This window comes from Pseudomonas sp. E6002, assembly GCF_013385565.1.
Classification (GTDB): Bacteria; Pseudomonadota; Gammaproteobacteria; order Pseudomonadales; family Pseudomonadaceae; genus Aquipseudomonas.
This window is the reverse complement of sequence record NZ_JACAPT010000004.1, coordinates 17,415-34,863: the sequence shown is the minus strand read 5'-3', so window position 1 is coordinate 34,863 and position 17,449 is coordinate 17,415. Positions and strand designations below refer to the sequence as shown.

18 protein-coding genes are annotated in these 17,449 nt (G+C 59.2%); 8 read left to right on the top strand and 10 right to left on the bottom strand.

Going from position 1 to position 17,449, the window contains the following annotated elements:
* The first annotated feature begins 77 nt into the window (after positions 1-77).
* The 3 genes from HX815_RS04500 (at position 78) to HX815_RS04490 (ending at position 3,181) form a co-directional block, all read left to right on the top strand.
* Positions 78-950 carry a LysR family transcriptional regulator gene (locus tag HX815_RS04500; RefSeq protein ID WP_177027861.1) on the top strand — a complete coding sequence of 291 codons (873 nt, stop codon included), beginning with the start codon at positions 78-80 and terminating at the stop codon, positions 948-950.
* A 124-nt stretch (positions 951-1,074) separates the two neighbouring features.
* A complete protein-coding gene (locus tag HX815_RS04495) occupies positions 1,075-2,619 on the top strand; it encodes an EAL domain-containing protein (RefSeq protein ID WP_177027860.1) in 1,545 nt (514 codons plus the stop codon).
* Between the two features lie 196 nt (positions 2,620-2,815).
* Positions 2,816-3,181: a histone-like nucleoid-structuring protein, MvaT/MvaU family gene (locus HX815_RS04490; protein ID WP_003212570.1), complete on the top strand. Its 366-nt coding sequence runs from the start codon at positions 2,816-2,818 to the stop codon at positions 3,179-3,181.
* Positions 3,182-3,351: 170 nt separating this feature from the next.
* On the opposite strand, the gene HX815_RS04485 is transcribed toward HX815_RS04490, so the two are convergent.
* Positions 3,352-3,888 (bottom strand): DUF4946 domain-containing protein, encoded by a 537-nt coding sequence (locus HX815_RS04485; RefSeq protein ID WP_008432526.1) that lies wholly within the window; start codon positions 3,886-3,888, stop codon positions 3,352-3,354.
* 193 nt (positions 3,889-4,081) lie between these two features.
* Between HX815_RS04485 and gloA the strand changes: the two genes are divergently transcribed.
* Positions 4,082-4,603 carry a lactoylglutathione lyase gene (gene gloA / locus HX815_RS04480; protein WP_008432524.1) on the top strand — a complete coding sequence of 174 codons (522 nt, stop codon included), beginning with the start codon at positions 4,082-4,084 and terminating at the stop codon, positions 4,601-4,603.
* Positions 4,604-4,666: 63 nt separating this feature from the next.
* Here gloA and ahpF read toward each other — a convergent pair whose 3' ends face one another.
* From ahpF to HX815_RS04465, 3 genes are all read right to left on the bottom strand, one after another.
* Positions 4,667-6,232, bottom strand: coding sequence for an alkyl hydroperoxide reductase subunit F (gene ahpF / locus HX815_RS04475; RefSeq protein ID WP_003212573.1), 1,566 nt, complete (start codon positions 6,230-6,232; stop codon positions 4,667-4,669).
* Between the two features lie 127 nt (positions 6,233-6,359).
* Positions 6,360-6,923 (bottom strand): alkyl hydroperoxide reductase subunit C, encoded by a 564-nt coding sequence (ahpC, locus tag HX815_RS04470; protein ID WP_003173835.1) that lies wholly within the window; start codon positions 6,921-6,923, stop codon positions 6,360-6,362.
* A 149-nt stretch (positions 6,924-7,072) separates the two neighbouring features.
* The gene (locus tag HX815_RS04465; RefSeq protein WP_177027859.1) at positions 7,073-7,999 is read right to left on the bottom strand and encodes a site-specific integrase; all 927 of its coding nucleotides are present in this window, start codon (positions 7,997-7,999) and stop codon (positions 7,073-7,075) included.
* Between the two features lie 161 nt (positions 8,000-8,160).
* On the opposite strand from HX815_RS04465, the gene HX815_RS04460 reads away from it, so the two are divergent.
* Positions 8,161-9,168, top strand: a complete 1,008-nt coding sequence (locus tag HX815_RS04460; RefSeq protein ID WP_177027858.1) for a DNA-binding protein — start codon at positions 8,161-8,163, stop codon at positions 9,166-9,168.
* On the opposite strand, the gene gorA is transcribed toward HX815_RS04460, so the two are convergent.
* Positions 9,169-10,527 carry a glutathione-disulfide reductase gene (gene gorA, locus HX815_RS04455; RefSeq protein ID WP_102369015.1) on the bottom strand — a complete coding sequence of 453 codons (1,359 nt, stop codon included), beginning with the start codon at positions 10,525-10,527 and terminating at the stop codon, positions 9,169-9,171.
* Positions 10,528-10,583: 56 nt separating this feature from the next.
* On the bottom strand, positions 10,584-12,722 hold the full coding sequence (locus HX815_RS04450) for a TonB-dependent siderophore receptor (protein ID WP_177027857.1): 2,139 nt from the start codon (positions 12,720-12,722) through the stop codon (positions 10,584-10,586).
* 133 nt (positions 12,723-12,855) lie between these two features.
* Between HX815_RS04450 and HX815_RS04445 the strand changes: the two genes are divergently transcribed.
* Entirely contained in the window at positions 12,856-13,623 is a 768-nt protein-coding gene (locus HX815_RS04445) for a helix-turn-helix domain-containing protein (protein WP_177020095.1), read from the top strand.
* A 55-nt stretch (positions 13,624-13,678) separates the two neighbouring features.
* On the opposite strand, the gene galU is transcribed toward HX815_RS04445, so the two are convergent.
* A complete protein-coding gene (galU, locus tag HX815_RS04440; protein ID WP_003212579.1) occupies positions 13,679-14,518 on the bottom strand; it encodes a UTP--glucose-1-phosphate uridylyltransferase GalU in 840 nt (279 codons plus the stop codon).
* A 307-nt stretch (positions 14,519-14,825) separates the two neighbouring features.
* Between galU and HX815_RS04435 the strand changes: the two genes are divergently transcribed.
* A complete protein-coding gene (locus HX815_RS04435) occupies positions 14,826-15,011 on the top strand; it encodes a hypothetical protein (protein ID WP_003212580.1) in 186 nt (61 codons plus the stop codon).
* Positions 15,012-15,155: 144 nt separating this feature from the next.
* Positions 15,156-15,440 carry a hypothetical protein gene (locus tag HX815_RS04430; RefSeq protein ID WP_003212581.1) on the top strand — a complete coding sequence of 95 codons (285 nt, stop codon included), beginning with the start codon at positions 15,156-15,158 and terminating at the stop codon, positions 15,438-15,440.
* On the opposite strand, the gene HX815_RS04425 is transcribed toward HX815_RS04430, so the two are convergent.
* The 3 genes from HX815_RS04425 to HX815_RS04415 form a co-directional block, all read right to left on the bottom strand.
* The gene (locus HX815_RS04425) at positions 15,441-15,671 is read right to left on the bottom strand and encodes a hypothetical protein (RefSeq protein WP_003212582.1); all 231 of its coding nucleotides are present in this window, start codon (positions 15,669-15,671) and stop codon (positions 15,441-15,443) included.
* Positions 15,672-15,734: 63 nt separating this feature from the next.
* On the bottom strand, positions 15,735-16,658 hold the full coding sequence (locus tag HX815_RS04420; RefSeq protein WP_003212583.1) for a c-type cytochrome: 924 nt from the start codon (positions 16,656-16,658) through the stop codon (positions 15,735-15,737).
* Complete coding sequence (locus HX815_RS04415) at positions 16,655-17,305, bottom strand: c-type cytochrome (RefSeq protein WP_256351039.1); 651 nt, start codon at positions 17,303-17,305, stop codon at positions 16,655-16,657. Before HX815_RS04415 ends, HX815_RS04420 begins: the two co-directional genes overlap by 4 nt.
* Between the last annotated feature and the right edge of the window lie 144 nt (positions 17,306-17,449).

Genomic DNA, 17,449 nt, shown 5'->3' with positions numbered 1-17,449 from the left:
CAGATTTCTACTCACAAGACACGGGATTGGCTTATTGTTTGGCTAATCCCCGATCATCGTAAAATGAGTAAATACTCATGACCCTTACCCAACTGGAAATCTTTTCCCTGGTGGCCGAACTGCAAGGTTTCACCAGCGCCGCCAATCGCCTGGGCATCAGCCAATCGGCGGTGTCCCATGCGATCAAATCCCTGGAGCAGGAACTGGGTGTGGAGTTGATCCGACGTCATCAGTCCCAGGTCGAACTCAGCGATATCGGCCAACAACTGCTGTTGCGCGCCCGGGCCATGCTCGGGTTGGCCAACACGCTGCAACAGGAAGCCGCCGATGCCCGCGGGATGAAGCGCGGCACGCTGCGCATCGGCTCGTTCGGGCCGACCTCATCGATTCGCTTGTTGCCCGTGATCCTGCAGCATTTTCGCGAGCAGCATCCGGGCATCGAGGTGCATGTCGACGAAGGCCCCGATCGCCAGGTGACGCAGTGGCTGGAAGAGCGGCGCGTCGACGTTGGGTTTGTAGTGCTGCCTGAAGAGCGCTTCGATACGTTCCCGTTGATTGAGGACCAACTGGTCGCGCTGCTGCCCTTGGGGCATCACTTGGGCGCGCAGGCAAGTGTCAGCCTGAAAGCGCTGTGTGGTGAACCTTTTATCCTGACCCAGGCCGGTTCGGCCGAACTGGTCTCAAGGCTGTTCGTCGGTGCAGGGTTGCAGCCGGATGTGCGTTACCGCTGCTCACAGCTGCTCAGCACCCTGGACACCGTGCGCCGGGGCGACGGCGTGACCATTGTCGCCGAGTTGTCGCTGCCTGAATCCACGCAGGCGGATTACCTGATCAAACCGCTCAAGCCTGCCGTCAAACGCCAGGTGGGGCTGGCGGTACTGGACCGTCGGCAGTCCTCGCCGGCAACCCTGGCATTTATTCAACTGGCCACACGGTTGAAGCTTTATTGAACATGCACAGACGCCTGCCGCCATCTATCATGGCCAATACCGATACGCTTTGTTGGAAGGCCACCGAGGTTGTCCCGACCGCATTTGAGCGTCCTATTGCCCTCTCCCGCTACAGGCTGCGCAAATGCCACTGACCGTCAAAGGCCCCCGAAAGGCCTCCACTCGCCACCTGATCACCCTGCTCAGTGGCGCGCTGCCCATTTTGCTGGGTGTGCTTATCCTGTATTGGCAAGCCGGGCGCACCCTCGAGCACAGCACCGCGCAAACCGCCCAGGAGGCCGTGCGCCAGTTTGACCTGATGCTCGACAACACCGCCCTCGCCGCCCAGGACCTGCTGCCACTGGCCGGCCATGAATGTGATAACCCGACTCAACTGAAGCTGCGGGAACAGGTCACCCGCCGGCCGTTCGTGCGCGCCACCACCTTGTCCTGGCAGCGCAACATCTATTGCAGCTCGTTGTTTGGTGGCAACTACCAGTCCCCGGTCAACCCTGAGGACTACGTCGGCGGCCGTCTCTGGCTGATGAAAGGCAACCCGGTGACACCCGACACCGCATTGCTGGTGTATCGCCTCACCGAGGGAGACCGGGGGGCCTTCGCCTCTATTGATGGCTACCACTTGACCAACGCGTTGCGCCTGATCAGCCGATATACCGACCTGGTGTTGCAGGTGGGGCCTAACTGGCTGGCGGCGGATGGCAAGGTGCACAGCACAGCGCTGCCGACATTTTCCGTCGCGCATCATCATCTCGACTCCACGCGGTATACCTACAGCGTGGAAGCCGGGATGCCGGAGGGTGAAACCTGGCGCTACATGCGGGCGCGGTATCCCGCGCTGTTCGTTCTGGTGGTGTTTTTCGGCGTGCTGGCAGGCATCCTCGCCCACTGGCTGCAAAAGCGCTCATCGGCACCGACCCTGGAACTGCAACGGGCCCTGGGCGCCAATGAATTTGTGCCCTATTACCAGCCAGTGGTGCGTGGCGACAACATCCGGCAGTGGGCCGGCTGTGAAGTGCTGATGCGCTGGAATCATCCCAGGGAAGGTCTGGTGCGCCCGGACCTGTTCATTCCCCTGGCCGAACATTCGGGCCTGATCGTACCGATGACCCGCGCCCTGATGCGCCAGACCGCCGCACAGTTGGCGCCCCACACCGCGCAGTTTGCCGACAATTTTCACGTGGGCATCAACATTACCGCTCGCCATTGTCACGACCTGGGGCTGGTGGAGGACTGCCGGGAGTTCCTCGCTGCCTTCCCGCCGGGCAAGGTGATCCTGGTCCTGGAGTTGACCGAGCGCGAGTTGATCGAACCCACGGATATCACCCGCCAGCTGTTCCAGGCGCTGCATGAAATGGGGGTAATGATCGCGATCGACGACTTTGGCACCGGCCACTCCAGCCTGGGTTATTTGCGCAACTTCAATGTCGATTACTTGAAGATAGATCAAAGCTTCGTGGCAATGATCGGTGTTGATGCACTCTCGCGGCATATACTCGACAGCATCATTGAACTGTCTGCCAAGCTGGACCTGGGCATCGTTGCCGAAGGCGTCGAAACACAAGAACAATGCGACTATCTGGCGGCCCAAGGCGTTGATTTCTTGCAAGGCTACCTGTTTGGCAAGCCTGTACCTTGCGACGAGTTCATTAGATTCCTGAACAGCCATTGAATAGCCAGCCACTTCAACGGAAATATTGTTATTTATACAAAAGACATGATTTACTCATGACTGATTAACTACTACAATTTTTCCTGCCTGTGCTGAATTGGCAGGAAGGCCACTTTCATTGAGTCGCCTTAAGGCTCTTGGCTTATCGCTTTGTTTGCAGTAGATATCAGCCAAATACACTATTGGAGTATAGATTTTGTCCAGACTCGCCGAATTTCGCGCAGCAGAAAAAGCCCTTCAAGAGCAGCTTGCCCAGCTGGAATCCCTGAAGAACGATGCTGGTTTGAAGAAAGAAATCGAATTCGAAGAAAAGCTGCAAGGGCTGATGAAGACCTACGGCAAAAGCCTGCGCGACATCATCTCCATCCTGGATCCTAACCCGGGCAAGTCCGGCGCTTCCGTCGCTGCCGCACCCAAACAGCGCCGTGCCCGCGTCGTCAAGGTTTACCACAACCCGCACACGGGTGAACTGATCGAAACCAAGGGCGGCAACCATCGCGGCCTGAAGGCGTGGAAAGAACAGTACGGCGCAGCCACTGTAGACTCCTGGCTTCGCGGCTAATGCTTTGCGGCTAGTACAAACGCACTAAGAAAAGCCCTGCACATGCAGGGCTTTTTTGTTTACAGGCATCGATAGTGAAACAAATCAGGACGCTGGCACTTTCAAAAGCGAACTTTAAAAAACATTTCACTTTGTTCAAATCGACTTATTTGTCGCGATGCCTACAACGCTCAAAGTTTAAGGCTGTCACGCACCGAACTGACTTCATCCTTGCTTGATTCGTAAGCGTCGGCCTGGCCTGCGTATGAAAAAACATAGGCCTTATCGGTATCGACAGCCCCCACCAACGTTTGCGACAGCACATGCCGACCGTTCTCGGTGATTACACAGGTAGTTTCCAATGCCTCAAGCCGGCTCAATGTTGTGGGGTGCATCTTGGTGCACACACTTTGATAACCACCCTGGGCAAAGTCCTTCTGGATGGATTTGCGCATTTCCAGCAGCACGCCTTGCAGGTTGACCGTATGCCCCGCTTCGATTGGCGTGCCCGTCAACTCCATGACCATCAAGGTCGCGCCATTCTCATCATTCTTTATGGCCCGCTGGCGGGACACCGCCGACGGTTGCGCCGGGGCCTGGTCGTCGGGCGCCACTTCCTCTACCTGCCAGCCGCTGGGCCAATGAATTTCCGGGTCAGCCGCCCATGCAGCGGTGCTGCCCAGCAACAGGCCCAGGGTACTCAACAACGGTGCGCGAAATCCGGTCATTACGAAAAACACTCAAGGTTCAAGCGACAAAGTTTGGGCCCCTGCACCCGCTGGCCGCAAGGGTTGCGTGACCTTTTTCATTTGGCGCAACCGGCAGGGCTGCGTATCATGGACCGGCTGCACGGATGCCAGCCGCAAGCCAAGGGATGCTCCAACCGGAGCCACGTTTGCCCCATTTTTCTCTGGAGGGCCCATGAGCCTGCACGAACTGAACACTTTCCCGGGCGTCACCGCCCAGCCTGACGCCGCCACCACGAACTTCGTGTTCAACCACACCATGCTGCGGGTCAAGGACATCACCAAGTCGCTGGATTTCTACACCCGCGTACTGGGTTTTTCCCTGGTTGAAAAACGTGACTTCCCGGAAGCCGAATTCAGCCTGTACTTCCTGGCCCTGGTCGACAAGGCCCAGATCCCGGCCGACGCTGCCGCCCGCACCCAGTGGATGAAGTCGATCCCGGGCATCCTCGAACTGACCCACAACCACGGCACCGAAAACGACGCGGACTTTGCCTACCACAACGGCAACACCGACCCGCGTGGCTTTGGCCATATCTGCATCTCGGTGCCGGACATCGTTGCTGCCTGCGCGCGCTTTGAAGAACTGGGCTGCGACTTCCAGAAGCGCCTGAGTGACGGCCGCATGAAAAGCCTGGCCTTCGTGAAAGACCCGGATGCGTACTGGGTTGAAATCATTCAGCCAACGCCGCTGTAAGGTTCCGCCGGCAATAAAAAACCCCATGATCACTCATGGGGTTTTTCATTTCCGGGCCGGAATTTACGCCGGGGCGGAAGTGCGGATCAGGTGATCGAAAGCACTCAGGGAAGCCTTGGCGCCCTCGCCTACTGCTATTACGATCTGCTTGTACGGAACAGTCGTTACGTCGCCGGCGGCAAAAACGCCTGGCAACGAAGTCTCACCACGTGCATCGACGATGATCTCGCCACGTGGAGTCAACTCCACAGTGCCTTTGAGCCAGTCGGTGTTGGGCAGCAAACCGATCTGTACAAAGATGCCTTCCAGGTCGATAGTCTTGAATTCGCCACTGTCGCGATCCTTGTAGGCCAGGCCGGTAACTTTCTGGCCATCCCCCTTGACCTCACTGGTCAGCGCGCTGGTAATCACGTCAACGTTCGGCAGGCTGTACAGCTTGCGCTGCAACACGGCGTCGGCGCGCAACTTGCTGTCAAACTCAAGCAAGGTCACGTGGCTGACGATACCGGCCAGGTCGATGGCTGCTTCAACGCCGGAGTTACCGCCGCCGATCACCGCCACGCGCTTGCCCTTGAACAGCGGGCCGTCGCAGTGCGGGCAGAAGCACACGCCCTTGGCCTTGTATTCCTGCTCACCCGGTACACCCATTTCGCGCCAGCGGGCACCGGTGGCCAGGATCACGGTCTTGGACTTGAGGGTCGCACCGCTTTCGAAACGGATTTCGTGCAGCTCACCGTTGTTTTTCGCCGGGATCAGCGCAGTAGCACGCTGCAGGTTCATGATGTCCACGTCGTACTGACGCACGTGGGCCTCCAGGGCGCTGGCGAGTTTCGGCCCTTCGGTTTCCTGTACCGAGATAAAGTTCTCGATCGACATGGTGTCCAGCACCTGCCCGCCGAAGCGCTCGGCTGCAACACCGGTACGGATGCCTTTACGTGCAGCGTAGATAGCCGCTGCCGAACCCGCTGGGCCACCGCCGACGACAAGTACGTCGAACGCATCTTTGGCGCTGATTTTCTCGGCGGCTTTTTCGATACCGCTGGTGTCGAGCTTGGCGAGGATTTCTTCCAGGCCCATGCGGCCCTGGCCGAAGTTCACACCATTCAAGTAAACGCTGGGCACGGCCATGATCTGACGATCATCGACTTCTGCCTGGAACAGCGCACCGTCGATGGCGACGTGGCGGATGTTCGGGTTCAGTACTGCCATCAGGTTCAGCGCCTGGACCACGTCCGGGCAGTTCTGGCACGACAGCGAGAAGTAAGTCTCGAAGCTGAACTCGCCTTTAAGGGCGCGAATCTGTTCAATCACTTCGACACTGGCCTTCGAGGGGTGGCCGCCGACTTGCAGCAGCGCCAACACCAGCGAAGTGAATTCATGGCCCATTGGGATGCCGGCAAAACGCAGGCTGATATCGGCACCCGGGCGGTTGATGGAGAACGATGGCTTGCGCGCATCATTGCCATCGCTTTTCAGGGTAATCAGCGTCGAAAGGCTGGCTACATCCTGCAAGAGGGCAAGCATTTCCTGGGATTTCGCACCGTCATCGAGGGAGGCGACGATCTCGATCGGCTGGGTGACCCGTTCCAGGTATGACTTCAACTGAGCTTTAAGATTGGCGTCCAACATACGGGCGATTTCCTATTAATTCGGTTTATTGCAGACAAAAAAACGCCCGAGCGAATCTCGCCCGGGCGTTTCGAGGGCGGATGCAGCTTACTTAGTTGCGGTAACCCGCCCTTGGCATTTCACAGACTTAGATCTTGCCGACCAGGTCCAGGGACGGAGCCAGGGTGGCCTCGCCTTCTTTCCACTTGGCTGGGCAGACTTCGCCCGGGTGAGCAGCAACGTACTGGGCCGCCTTGATTTTGCGCAGCAGCTCGGAAGCGTCACGGCCAACGCCGCCATCGTTCAGTTCAACGATTTTGATCTGGCCTTCAGGGTTGATCACGAAGGTGCCACGGTCTGCCAGGCCAGCTTCTTCGATTAGCACGTCGAAGTTGCGGGAGATGGTCAGGGTCGGGTCGCCGATCATGGTGTACTGGATTTTGCCGATGGCTGGCGAGGTGTTGTGCCAGGCAGCGTGGGCAAAGTGGGTGTCGGTGGAAACGCTGTAGATTTCGACGCCCAGTTTCTGGAATTCGGCGTAGTTGTCAGCCAGGTCTTCCAGTTCGGTTGGGCAGACGAAGGTGAAGTCGGCTGGGTAGAAGAACACGACAGACCATTTGCCTTTCAGGTCAGCATCAGTCACGTCTACGAAGTTGCCGTTTTTGTAGGCGGTAGCTTTGAACGGTTTTACTTGGCTGTTGATGATAGGCATCGTTGACTCTCCGTCAGGTTTGTAGAAGGGCTTAGTAAGTTGATGAGGTGAATCCTACCCACTCTCCCGGCCGATGGCTCATTGGCAAACCTGATGCTGACGATTGGTTTTCACTATCAAGAGACTGTATTAATAGAAGAAACCTTGAATCACTCGAGGGATGCCCGGGTCATGCCGAGAAAGGGCGTCGCTTCAACATAGCGCATGGCCGATTTCATGTCTTTCCAGCCGACGTAAGTCATCAACGACTTCAAGTCCCAGCCACTGCGATGAGCCCAGGTAGCGAAGCCCCGGCGCAGGGAGTGGCTGGTGTACTGATCGGCCGCAATCCCGGCACGCTCCAGCGCCTGGCGCAACAGCGGGATCACGCTGTTGGCGTGCAAGCCCTCCTCGCCCAGGTTGCCCCAGCGATCAATGCCGCGAAACACCGGGCCGCGCACCAGCGCTGAAGCGCTGAGCCATTCGCTATAGGCCTGCACCGGGCACAGCCGCAACAGCGCCGGCGTCTGGTAAGTGCGGCCGATATTTTCCCGATCACTTTTGCTGCGCGGTAGATACAGGGTGATGCCCGAACCGGGCACCGCCTGCACGTGCTCGATATTCAACCGGCATAACTCATCGCTGCGAAAGCCACGCCAGAAACCCAGCAGGATCAACGCTGCGTCACGCTTGGTCCGCAGCCATCGGGGATGGTCTTCTGCGGCTCGGGCGTCGTGGCCTTCCTGTTCGAGGAACTGGATGACCTGCTCCAGGTGCTGCAGTTGCAATGGCTCTGCCTGCTTTTCCTGAGCCGGGTGCAGGGCACGAATGCCTTTCAGGACTTTGCGCACCACTGGCGCCTTGGTCGGATCAGGAAACCCCTGGCTGGTGTGCCACTGGGCCAGCGCCGATAAACGCAGCTTCAACGTGTTGACCGACAGCACGCCCGCATGCGCCACCAGATAGCGCGCCACGCTGTCACTGGTCGCCGGCAGGAATCCACCCCAATTCACCTCGAAATGCTCGATTGCCGCTCGATAGCTGCGGCGGGTGTTATCGCGGGTGGCCGCATTCAGATAACGGTCCAGCTCACTCATGCCTGTACTGCCATTGGCTGTTGTCCATTTCAAAACCTGTATCACACGGGATAATACGCCAATATCCCATCTGATAAATCATCAATTTCGGCTTTAAAACAATCGTGATATAGTACGTATATACATACTACGTACCACAGTATCAAATCGACGGAGACTCCATGGCTCGCGGCGGCATCAATAAAGCAGTAGTTCAAACGGCACGCCTGGCGATCCTTGCCCGCGGCGAAAACCCGAGCATCGATGCAGTACGCATCGAGATGGGCAATACCGGCTCGAAAACCACGATTCACCGCTATCTGAAGGAGCTGGACGAAAGCGAAACCCGCCAGACCATCACCGAAGCGCCCATTGACGACGAACTGGGTGAACTGGTGGCGCGACTGGCCCAGCGCCTGAAGGAGAAGGCCCAGGAGCCTATCGACCTGGCCCTGGCGCAGTTCCAGCAACAGAAAACCGCCCTGCTCGCCCAGGTTGAGGAGCTGGAAGCGGCCCACTCCCAGCTCAAGCAGCAGTTCGATATCCAGTCCGCCGCCCTGGCCGATGAAAGCGCGGCCTTGCAAAGCACTCGCTCCAGCCTGCAAACCGAGCAAACCCGCAACGCCGGGCTGAGCCAGGCGTGCAGCGATTACGAGTTGCGGATCAACGACAAGGACGAGCAGATTCGCTCACTGGAAGAGAAGCACCTGCATGCCCGGGACGCCCTGGAGCATTACCGCAATGCGATCAAGGACCAGCGTGAGCAGGAACAGCGTCGCCATGAAGGCCAGTTGCAGCAGGTCCAGGCAGAGCTGCGCCAGGCCCAGCAGAGCGCGATGGTGCGCCAGGATGAAATCACTCAGTTGCACCGCGATAACGAGCGCCTGCTGATCGAGCATCGAGTGACCGTGAAGGAATTGAGCGCACTGCAGGAACAGGCTCGCCAGGACCGCGAACAGCAGCGTCAATTGAGCGAGCAAGTGAGTGTGATCGACAGCGAGCGCACCCTGTTGCAGGAGCGCTTGCGAGTTGCCCAACTGGAGAATCAGGCGCGCCAGGAAGCGCTGGCCGAGCATCAGAAGACCAACAAAACCCTGGAACTGGACCTGGTCAAGGCCCAGGCCAGTATTGATGCGCTGCGCCTGGCAGCCGTCGTTGCGACGGTGCCGGAAGCAACTACCGAGGGCTGATTACTGCGCCACTGGCGTGCGCATGGTGACGAACTCTTCCGCCGCCGTTGGGTGCACGCCGATGGTTTCATCGAAATGCTGCTTGGTCGCGCCCGCCTTGAGCGCGATCGCCAGGCCCTGCACGATCTCGCCAGCGTCGGGGCCGACCATGTGGCAACCCAGGACCTTGTCGGTCTCGGCGTCGACTACCAGCTTCATCAGGGTCTTTTCCTGGCAGTCGGTCAGGGTCAGTTTCATCGGCCGGAAGCGGCTTTCGAACACCTGCACCTTGTGCCCGTCTTCACGGGCCTGCTCTTCGCTGAGGCCCACGGTGCCGATATTCGGCAGGCTGAACACCGCCGTCGGGATCATCGCGTAGTCCACCGGACGATATTGCTCAGGCTTGAACAAGCGACGTGCCACGGCCATGCCTTCAGCCAGGGCCACTGGCGTCAGTTGCACGCGGCCGATCACATCACCAATCGCCAGGATCGACGGTTCGGCGGTCTGGTACAGCTCATCCACTTCGACAAAGCCGCGCTTGTCCAACTTGACGCCAGTGTTTTCCAGCCCCAGGTTATCGAGCATCGGGCGTCGGCCAGTGGCGTAGAACACGCAATCGGCTTCCAGCACGCGGCCATCTTTCAAGGTGGCCTTGAGGCTGCCATCGGCCTGTTTGTCGATACGCTCGATGTCGGCGTTGAACTGCAGGTCCAGGCCGCGCTTGGTCAGCTCTTCCTTCAAGTGCGTGCGCACCGAGCCGTCAAAACCGCGCAGGAACAGGTCGCCGCGATACAGCAGCGAAGTCTGTGCGCCCAGGCCATGGAAAATCCCGGCGAACTCGACGGCGATATAGCCACCGCCGACTACCAGCACACGCTTGGGCAGCTCCTTGAGGAAAAACGCCTCATTGGAGCCAATGGCGTGCTCGCGCCCCGGGATGTCCGGGATCTGCGGCCAGCCACCGGTGGCTACCAGAATGTGTTTGGCGGTAAAACGCTCGCCGTTGATTTCTACCTGGTGCGGGTCCACCAGCCGCGCATGCCCTTCGTGCAGGGTTACGCCGCTGTTGACCAGCAGGTTGCGGTAGATGCCATTGAGGCGGTTGATTTCACGATCCTTGTTGGCGATCAGGGTCGCCCAATCGAAATTCGCTTCACCCAGGGACCAGCCAAAACCGCTGGCCTGCTCGAAGTCTTCGGCGAAATGCGCGCCGTATACCAACAGTTTCTTCGGCACGCAGCCCACATTCACGCAGGTACCGCCCAGGTAGCGGCTTTCAGCCACCGCCACTTTGGCGCCAAAACCCGCAGCGAATCGTGCAGCGCGCACACCGCCGGAACCGGCACCAATTACATAAAGGTCAAAATCGTAGGCCATTTCACTCTCCTCGGCAGGACAACAGCATACCTGCTGCCGCGCCAGAGGTCAGCGCCTTACCAGCGATACGTCGCGCTGGCCTGCAACGAACGGGTTGCGCCCCAGTAGCAAAGGAAACCGTTGCTGCAGTAGGCCAGGTATTCCTTGTTGAACAGGTTGCTGGCGTTGAGGGCCAGGCGCCAGTTCTGCACGTCATAGTGCGCCGCGGCATCAAACAGCGTGCGCGATGACACCTCCAGCGTGTTGTCGGCGCTGCCGTAGCTCGGCCCGAAGTAGCGCGCACCCGCCGCGAAACCGACGCCCTGCAGCGGGCCGTCGTGGAAGGTGTAGTCCGCCCACAGCGAGGCACTCTTGCCCGGGATGCCGGTCGGGTGTTCGCCCTGGTCGCCGTCATTGGATTTGAGGATGCGCTGGTCCATCCAGGTGTAAAAACCGATCAGGCTGAGGTTCGAGGTGACCTCGGCATGGGCTTCCAGCTCGATGCCGCGGGAGCGGATTTCGCCTTTCTGGGTGGCAAAATTGGGGTCGACATCGTCGGTGGTCAGGACGTTTTGCTGACGCAGGTCGAACACTGCCGCGCTGTACAGGCTGCGGGAGCCCACAGGCTGGTATTTAACGCCGGCTTCGTACTGCTTGCCGGTGGTCGGCACAAATGTCGCGCCCAGCCGGTCAGTGCCCAGTTGCGGCTGGAACGATTCGCTGTAGCTGACATACGGCGCAACGCCGTTATCAAACACGTAGCTCAGGCCCGAACGCCAGGTGAGTTTCTCGTCGTGCTGGCGCGTGTTGCTCAGGTTGGCGCCGGTCAACGCGCTGTCCTGATTGTCGTAGGTACGCGCCCAGTCTTGCCGCACACCGATCAGCCAGCGCCAATGGTCGAAGCTGAGCTGGTCCTGCAGGTACACGCCAAACTGGCTCTGGGTGGTGTATTGGTTGATGGACACCGGCACCCTCGGCAAGGCGCTGAAGTCGGGGTTGTAGATATTGATCGCACTCGGGAAATACTGACCGCCCCGGTTGATGGTCTGCAACAGCCGCTGGAAGTCCGCCCCCATCAGCACAGTGTGCTTGACCGGGCCGGTGCTGAAGTCGGACTGCAACTGGTTATCAAGGGCGAACTGGCCAAGGTGCTCATGATTGACGTTGACCCACAGCGGCGCGGTGGCAAGGTTGGCGTCCAGCGGCCCGGTGAGGGAAGTCTGGTAGTAGTCGACGTCATCATGCATATAGCGCAGGTGCTGGCGAAAGCTCCAGGTGTCGTTGAACCGGTGGCTGAACGCGTAGCCCAGGGAAAACTGATTGCGCTTGAAGCGATCGCGGTCCGGGTCGCCCAGGTAATCATCGGGGCGCAAGCGCCCATTCGGGTTGTGCAGCGCGGTGCCATACGCGGGTACCGGGTTGAACAGCCCACCTTCCGGGTCGTATTGATAGTTGGCCAGCAGGGTCAGGCTGGTGTCGTCGTCGATGTTCCAGGTGATGGCCGGCGCGATGGCGATGCGCTGGTCCTTGATGTGATCGGTCTGGGTATCGGCCATGCGGCCCAGCCCGGTCAGCCGATAGGTCACATCGCCCTGCTCGTCCAGGCGCCCGCCAAAATCGAAGCCGGCCTGATAGCGGTTGTCATTGCCCACGCTCATTTGCAACACGTGCAGTGGCTCATCCGTCGGCCGCTTGCTCTGCATGTCCACCAGGCCGCCCGGCCCGCTCTGGCCGTACAGCACGGAAGCTGGCCCGCGCAGCACGTCGATGCGCTCCAGAAACCAAGGGTCGACCCGAGGCGTAGCGAACCAGGTCGTGCGATTGAGCTTGAGCCCGTCGAGGTAGGAGTCGGCATCGAAGCCGCGAATGCTCAACTGGTCAAACCGCAGGTCGTTATCCTGGGAGTAAACCCCTGGTGTGTAGCGCAATGCCTGGTCGACGGTTTGCGCCGCCTGGTCATCCATCTGCTGGCGGCTGACCACCGAGATCGATTGCGGCGTCTCCACGATCGGCGCGCCGGTTTTGGTGCCCACGGTGGTGTTGCGCGCCACATAGCCTGGCACCACGCCGTCTGCCGGCTCGGCCTCGGCGGCTGTCACCGCGGTGTCCTTCAACACGATGGGCGCGTCATCGGCCCACACAACAGGAGCAAGCGCCAACACCACCAGCGCCAGCCTGGAAAGGTAAAACGGAGGAGAAGACAACGCACCGGACATGACGATTCCTTGAAAAGTCTTTTTGTTAATCGTTCTTATTTAATATTGAATCGCGTTAAAGATCCGGTCATTCTTCTACGCGCACGGGTCAATTAATGACCGTTCCAACCTACATCTCAGGAATCATTCTTGATTGGACAACATCTGGCGTAAACGCTTTGGGGCGCCCGCTCGCAGCACCAGCGAGGAATTGCGGGTTCGGGCCCATGACTATGTCGATGGCGCACGGGAGATTTGGCACAGCCATGAATATGGCCAACTGGTGCACGCCACCCAAGGCGTGATCCGGGTGCTGACCCGCATGGGCGCCTGGACCGTCCCGCCGGCATACGGCTTTTGGATTGCGCCGGGTGTCGACCATGAATTGCACATGGTCGGTGAGGTTGCGATGCGCGCACTGTACGTGGAAAGCGATCAATTACCCACTGCGTGGCAATCCTGCCGATTGATCAGGGTGGAGCCGCTGCTGCGGGAGCTGATTCTGGGCATGCTCGCACCCGACGCCCACACTGCCCTGCTCACGCCATTGCTGCTGCACCAGTTGATATCCGCGACTGAAACCGAAGGCTGCAGCCTGCCATTGCCCCGGGACAAACGCGTGCTCAGTGTGTGTGAAATGCTTCTGGAAGACCCGGCGAACCCGGCCACCCTGGAAGACTGGAGTGAATCCATCGGCGCCAGCGTGCGCACCCTGCGCCGGCGGTTTCGGGATGAAACCGGGCTGAGCTTCAACCAATGGCGCCAGCAGCTACGGATTGCCGAAGCCGTTTGCCAGTTAGCCCAGGGCCGACCATTGGGGGCTATTGCACGGGACATGGGCTATGCCAACGGCAATGCGTTTGGTGCAATGTTCAAGCGGGTACTGGGCGAAGCCCCCAGCCGCTATTTGGGCAAGGCATAAAAAAACCTGCGGTCTTTCGACTCGCAGGCTTTTTCAACGGGCTGGCAACGATGAATCAGTAAGCCTTGCCAGTCTTGTAGAAGTGCTCGTAGCAGAAGTTGGTCGCTTCGATGTAGCCTTCGGCGCCACCGCAGTCAAAACGACGACCCTTGAACTTGTAGGCAATCACGCAACCGTCTTTTGCCTGCTTCAGCAGGGCGTCGGTGATCTGGATCTCGCCACCCTTGCCTGGCTCGGTTTCTTCGATCAGCTTGAAGATGTCAGGGGTCAGGATGTAGCGGCCGATGATCGCCAGGTTCGACGGAGCATCTTCCGGCGCTGGCTTTTCAACCATGTCGCGTACGCGGATCAGGCCATCACCGATATCGTCGCCGGCAATCACGCCGTACTTGTTGGTTTCCTGAGGATCGACCTCTTGAACCGCGACGATGGTGCAACGGTACTTCTGGTACAGCTTGACCATCTGGGTCAGGACGCCGTCGCCTTCCAGGTTTACACACAGGTCATCGGCCAGTACCACGGCGAACGGTTCGTCACCGATCAGCGGACGACCGGTCAGGATCGCGTGCCCCAGGCCTTTCATTTGGGTCTGGCGGGTGTAGGAGAACGAGCACTCGTCGAGCAGCTTACGGATGCCGACCAGGTATTTTTCCTTGTCGGTGCCCTTGATCTGGTTTTCCAGCTCGTAGCTGATGTCGAAGTGGTCTTCCAGGGCGCGTTTGCCACGGCCGGTCACGATCGAGATTTCGTTCAGGCCGGCATCCAGTGCTTCTTCCACGCCATACTGGATCAGTGGCTTGTTCACCACCGGCAGCATTTCTTTGGGCATGGCCTTGGTCGCTGGCAGGAAGCGAGTGCCGTAACCGGCTGCTGGGAACAAGCATTTCTTGATCATATGAGTCCTTACAAAGGGCTGTGCGTACGAAATTCGGCGCAGTCTAATCAGGCCGCAGTCACCTTACAATGGGTCCTGCTGGCGTTGCGATGTCAACATAGAGAAAAAATGTCGGCGTAAGTTCCGCCGGCATTCAATCAAGTACCTTCGCCGCTGTTAGAAATCGTCGGCTTGTGCCCGTCATTCAAAGGGCTCCAACCTTTTTAGCATGCTTTATGGCGATCGGCACTGACCTGCAACAACTTGCGCTGCCCCACGCCGTTTGGCGCTATCATTACGCCCTTGAACCAGACAACGAGATTGATAGATGTCAGAACCAAAAGGCGTGAACGGCTACCTGATCACCAAGCGAGCGGACGGCTGGCACTTGATCAACTTCCATGGCGACAGCGTTGCCGGCGCATTCGCGACCGAAGCTCAAGCCTGTGCCGTGGCCGAAGTGTTTGTGGATGAAGCCGGCCACGCGTCGAGCAAGCGTCCGAAAACCAAGTAACACCGCGGTAACGCCAATCAAGCCTCGTTTGACGGGGCTTTTTTGTGTTTGTCTGTACGTTGATGGCGGTTCGCTATAATCTCGCCTGTAACGCCCCACGACAGTGTCAGCGCTCCCCTCCAACACCCTGATGACGACTCCTACATGAACAAGATCCTGGCACTGATTGCGGTACTGGCGCTTACCGGTGGCTGCACCACCACTTCCGACACGGTCCTGAAGAACGGCGAACAAGGACTGGCCATCGACTGCTCCGGCGAAGCCAACTCCTGGGCCAGCTGTTATGAAAAGGCTGATGCGTCCTGCGCGGGCACCGGCTACCGGATTGTCGGCACCGAAGGCACACCGGCCCTGAAAGAAAGCGACAAGACCCTGGGCAAGGATGTCGGCAACTACAAGACCCGCAGCGTGACGGTGGTCTGCAAATAATTACATGTGAATTTCGGCGAACTTGATGCCCAGGCCGCGAATGGTCTCGATCAAGTCGTCCAGGCGGGAGAAGGATTCGACTTCATCCTGGTCATCCACCAGGAAGTAGCTGCGACCGCCGCTCTTCTTGAAGAACACGATCCACTCGCCCGTATCCGCGGGATTTTGAATCACATGGGTCGCAGAAATATGCCCCCCTGCATGCTGTTCCCTGACTTGCTCACGTTTCATGACTGAGTTTCCGAAAAGACAATGCCGCTGATTCAGCGGCATTTTTTATGGGTTATCGACAGTTTAACGGATGCCTTGCCCGATCAGTACGCCATCGACCGTCTGCCCGTAAAGATTGACGCCGTCATTGGCGTGGAACTTCACCCGGGTTTTCTCCACGGAGCCGTCCACCAGGCGCGGGTCCTGAGGACGCTCGTGACGGTTGACGTAGGCCGCCACGTCCCAGGCTTGCTGGTCGGTCAGGCTGCCGCCCTGGCCCAGGGGCATGTTGTGCTTGATGAAGGACGCTGCCGTATTGATTCGATGCATCCCGGCGCCCCAGTTGTAGGAGTCTTTACCCCAGAGCGGCGGCATCACGTAGTTGTCGCCCACTTTCTGGCCCTGGCCTTCGGCGCCATGGCACACCGCGCACTGGCCCTTGTAGACCTCTGCGCCCTGGGCCAGGTCGTAACCCTTGGCGGGTGCCGGCACGTCCGGGTAGCCACGGCCCGGCAGTTCGACGCCCAAGGGAGCCTTGCTCGCCAGCCAGTAGGCATACACCGACAGCGCGGTAATCTCCGGGCTGTCTGCAGCCGGTGGCGTGCCGCCATTCATGCTGAACTGGAAACAGCCCTGCAAACGCTCGGCGAAGGTGTTGACCTTGTCGTTCTTTTTTCGATACGCCGGGTACATCGGGTAGGCACCCCACAGCGGCGCCGAATTGGCCAGGCGACCCTGGTCCAGGTGGCAATTGCTGCAATTGAGGCCATTACCGACAAATTGCGGCGCCAGGCGCTTGGTGTCGACAAACAGCGCGTAGCCCTGTTTCACCAGCTTGCCGTAGGCGTTGTCCGGCAGCTCGCTTTCTTTGGGCGGCTGGAACTGCACGGCAGCCCCATGAGCGCCGGCTGGCTGCAACTGTGACTGGTCTTCCATGGCAATAGGGGCGGCATGGACGGGTACGCCGATCAGGCTTCCCAGCAGCGGAGCAAACAAGAAGCGCTTCATGGCTTGGCCTCCTGGCCGCTCAACGAGGCAAAATAGGTGGCCACGGCCTGCACTTCTTCAGCGCTGAGGGATTTGGCGATATGGCCCATCAGATCATTCGGATCGTTATGGCGCGTGCCGCTGCGCCAGGCGTTCAACTGCGCCGCGAGGTAGGCCGCAGATTGTCCGGCCAGGGGTGGAAACCCGTCGCCGACGCCCACGCCGGCCGGGCCATGACAGCTGACACAGGCCGGAATCTGGCGCTCCCACGCGCCTTGCAGGGCAATCTTTTGCGCAGCGTCAATAGGCATCTCGCTGCGGTGCACCGGCACAGGTGCGGGCGCAGGCATTGCCGCCAGCTGCCGGGTTACAGCGCTGACTTCCTCTTCCGTCAGGGCGTTGGCCAGCGGTTGCATCACCGGGCTGTTACGGGCGCCACTTTTAAAATCCTGCAGTTGCTTACGCAAATACCCCACCGATAAACCGGCCAAACGCGGAAAACCCGCGGCTGCCAGCCCCAGGCCATCAGCCCCGTGGCAGGCCACGCACGGCGCAGCTCCCGGCTGCGAGCCGCCCTGCATATAAACGTTTTTCCCCTCCAGCGCGTGTGCATTGCCCAACATCAGCAACAACGCGCTACCCATCAGAACTCGTTCCAGAGACATCATCACGACTCCATTTTTATAGTTATATGCTTAGGCGAATTAGGCATAAGCCTACAAATGGTAGGGCAATGGCCCGGTCGCGACAACACTCATCCGCGAGCAAAAGGACGGTGTACTGAACCTCGCGCACAAAAAAACCCGACGCTG